We start from the raw sequence: 2,355 nt of genomic DNA on the forward strand, positions 1-2,355 counted from the left end.
GCCGGAACGCTTGGGCGCGTTCATCGTTGGCCTCCGTTCTCGCCCGTGGGGATGCGGGTGCAGCACTCGAGGGCGGCGGCGTTGTCGGCAGCCAGCGACCGGGCCAGCATTACCAGGTCCGCCACCCGTGGGTCACCGACCGAGTACCGCAGCTTCTTGCCGTCGCGGCGCGCGACCACATACCCGCAGTCGGCGAGGCACGACAGATGTATCGACACCCGTGGCTGCGAGATCCCCGCATGCTCGACGCAGTCAGCCGAGGTGCGCTCACCGGCCAGGATGAACTCCAGCAGTTTCAATCGCGTCGGATCCGACAGGGCGCGAAAGAACTTCGCCGTCGTATCCAGATGCATACACGCCGTCTCACCACCAGAGACGGTGAGGTCGGCGGTCGTAGACCGGGGCATAAGGATCGCCTCCACAAATGGGGTTGAACTATTCGTGTAAACGCATAGTATGGTGCCGGTAGATATTCGTCAATACGAATAGCAGCCGTGGATGGTTCACCGGTTGCCCGACCAGGAGGCCCCTTGTGACCCCGACAGATTCCCGCGCCGATCTGGCGATCATCGGTTCCGGATCGGCGGCGTTCGCCGCCGCCATCGCGGCGACAAACCTCGGCAAACGTGTCGTGATGGTGGAGCGCGGCACCGTCGGCGGCACCTGCGTCAACGTCGGGTGCGTGCCGTCGAAGGCGCTGCTGGCCGCCGCCGAGGCCCGCCACACCGCCGCGGCGGCCGGCCGGTTCCCCGGGCTCACTGCCGCCACCGTGCCGGTCGACTTCGCCGACCTGATTGCGGGTAAGGACGCGCTGGTAGAGCACCTGCGGACCGACAAGTACGTCGACCTGGCCACCGATTACGGGTGGGAGATCGTGTCCGGCACCGCAGTATTCGACGGGGCGCCCGCGACGCCAGCGCTGCGAGTCGAGTTGACCGGGGGCGGCACCCGGGTCATCGAGGCCGACCACTATCTGATCGCCACCGGCGCTTCGCCCTCGGTACCGCCCGTGGCCGGGCTCGCCGAGGCCGGATACCTGACTTCGACCACAGCCATGGACCTGACCACCCTGCCGGAGTCGCTGATCGTGCTGGGCGCGGGGTACGTGGGACTGGAACAAGCCCAGCTGTTCGCCCGCCTGGGCAGCACGGTGACGGTGATCGCTCGCACTCGGCTGACCTCCGGTGAGGAACCGGAAATCTCGGCCGCGCTCGAGGCCGTCTTCACCGACGAGCACATCGATGTGCACACCGCCACCACCGTCGAGAAAGTTCTGGCCGTCGACGGGCACAAGGTGATGACCGTACGCACCCCCGGCGGCAACTCCACCGAGCTGCGGGCCGAGCACGTGCTCATCGCCACCGGCCGCCGCCCCAACACCGCGGGCCTGGGCCTGGAGTCGGTCGGTGTCACAGTCGACGCCGACGGCGCGGTCGTCATCGACGATCACCAGGCCAGCAGCAATCCGCGGATCTGGGCCGCCGGGGACGTGACCGGGGACCCGCAGTTCGTGTACGTGGCCGCCGCCCAGGGCACCCTGGTCGCCGACAACGCCCTCACCGGCGCAGACCGGACCCTGGACTACACCACCGTGCCGCGCGTGACGTTCACCAGCCCCGCGATCGCCTCGGTCGGACTGACCGACGCCCAAGCAGCCCAGGCCGGGCTGGCCTGCCAGTGCCGGGTCCTGGACTTGGCGTACGTGCCGCGGGCACTGGTCAACCGCGACACCCGCGGCCTGGTCAAAATCATCGCCGAGCAGGGCACGGGCCGGATTCTGGGCGTGCACGCACTCACCGACAATGCCGGAGACCTGATCACCGCCGCCGGCTACGCCATGACCGCGGGCTTGACCGTGCACCAGCTCGCCCACACCTGGGCGCCGTATCTGACCATGGGCGAAGCATTGAAACTCACCGCCCAGACCTTCACCACCGACGTCACCAAACTCTCCTGCTGTGCAGGCTGAACGCGCACGCCCACCCCACGCGAAGCCGGGAACACCCATGGACACGACAACACGGACGATGACGATCGGGGAATTGTCCGCGCGCACCGCGGTGCCGGTGAAAGCGTTGCGCGAGTATACCGACCTCGGGCTGATCTGCACCCTGGGCCGCAGCCCGGCCGGGTACCGGCTCTACACCGACGACGCCCTGTGGTGCGTGCGGTTCATCGGCGAGCTCCGCGGGCTCGGGCTCACCATCGCCGAAATCCAGCACCTCCTCACCGCCGGCGGTGACACCAGCGGCCGGTCGGTCGCCACCGGCACGCGGTACACCTCGGGCGCGAACGGGCCGAAGCCGTGCTTGTACGGCATGTTCTTGGCGGTCAGCGCCATCGTCAGGTTGGTGC

The 2,355-nt window shown here is 68.3% G+C and carries 2 protein-coding genes and 1 pseudogene; 2 read left to right on the plus strand and 1 reads right to left on the minus strand.

Features of this window, described 5'->3' with window-relative positions; genetic code table 11:
* Positions 1 to 20: 20 nt before the first annotated feature.
* On the minus strand, positions 21 to 353 hold the full coding sequence (locus ABT116_RS42885; protein WP_350834920.1) for an ArsR/SmtB family transcription factor: 333 nt from the start codon (positions 351 to 353) through the stop codon (positions 21 to 23).
* Positions 354 to 532: 179 nt separating this feature from the next.
* On the opposite strand from ABT116_RS42885, the gene merA reads away from it, so the two are divergent.
* Positions 533 to 1,969 carry a mercury(II) reductase gene (merA, locus tag ABT116_RS42890; protein ID WP_050655202.1) on the plus strand — a complete coding sequence of 479 codons (1,437 nt, stop codon included), beginning with the start codon at positions 533 to 535 and terminating at the stop codon, positions 1,967 to 1,969.
* Positions 1,970 to 2,027: 58 nt separating this feature from the next.
* A pseudogene (locus tag ABT116_RS42895) lies at positions 2,028 to 2,171 on the plus strand (MerR family DNA-binding transcriptional regulator); the annotation flags it as partial.
* Positions 2,172 to 2,355: the final 184 nt, after the last annotated feature.

The sequence above is a fragment of the Streptomyces sp. NPDC002130 genome (genome assembly GCF_040296465.1).
Taxonomy (GTDB): Bacteria; Actinomycetota; Actinomycetes; order Streptomycetales; family Streptomycetaceae; genus Streptomyces.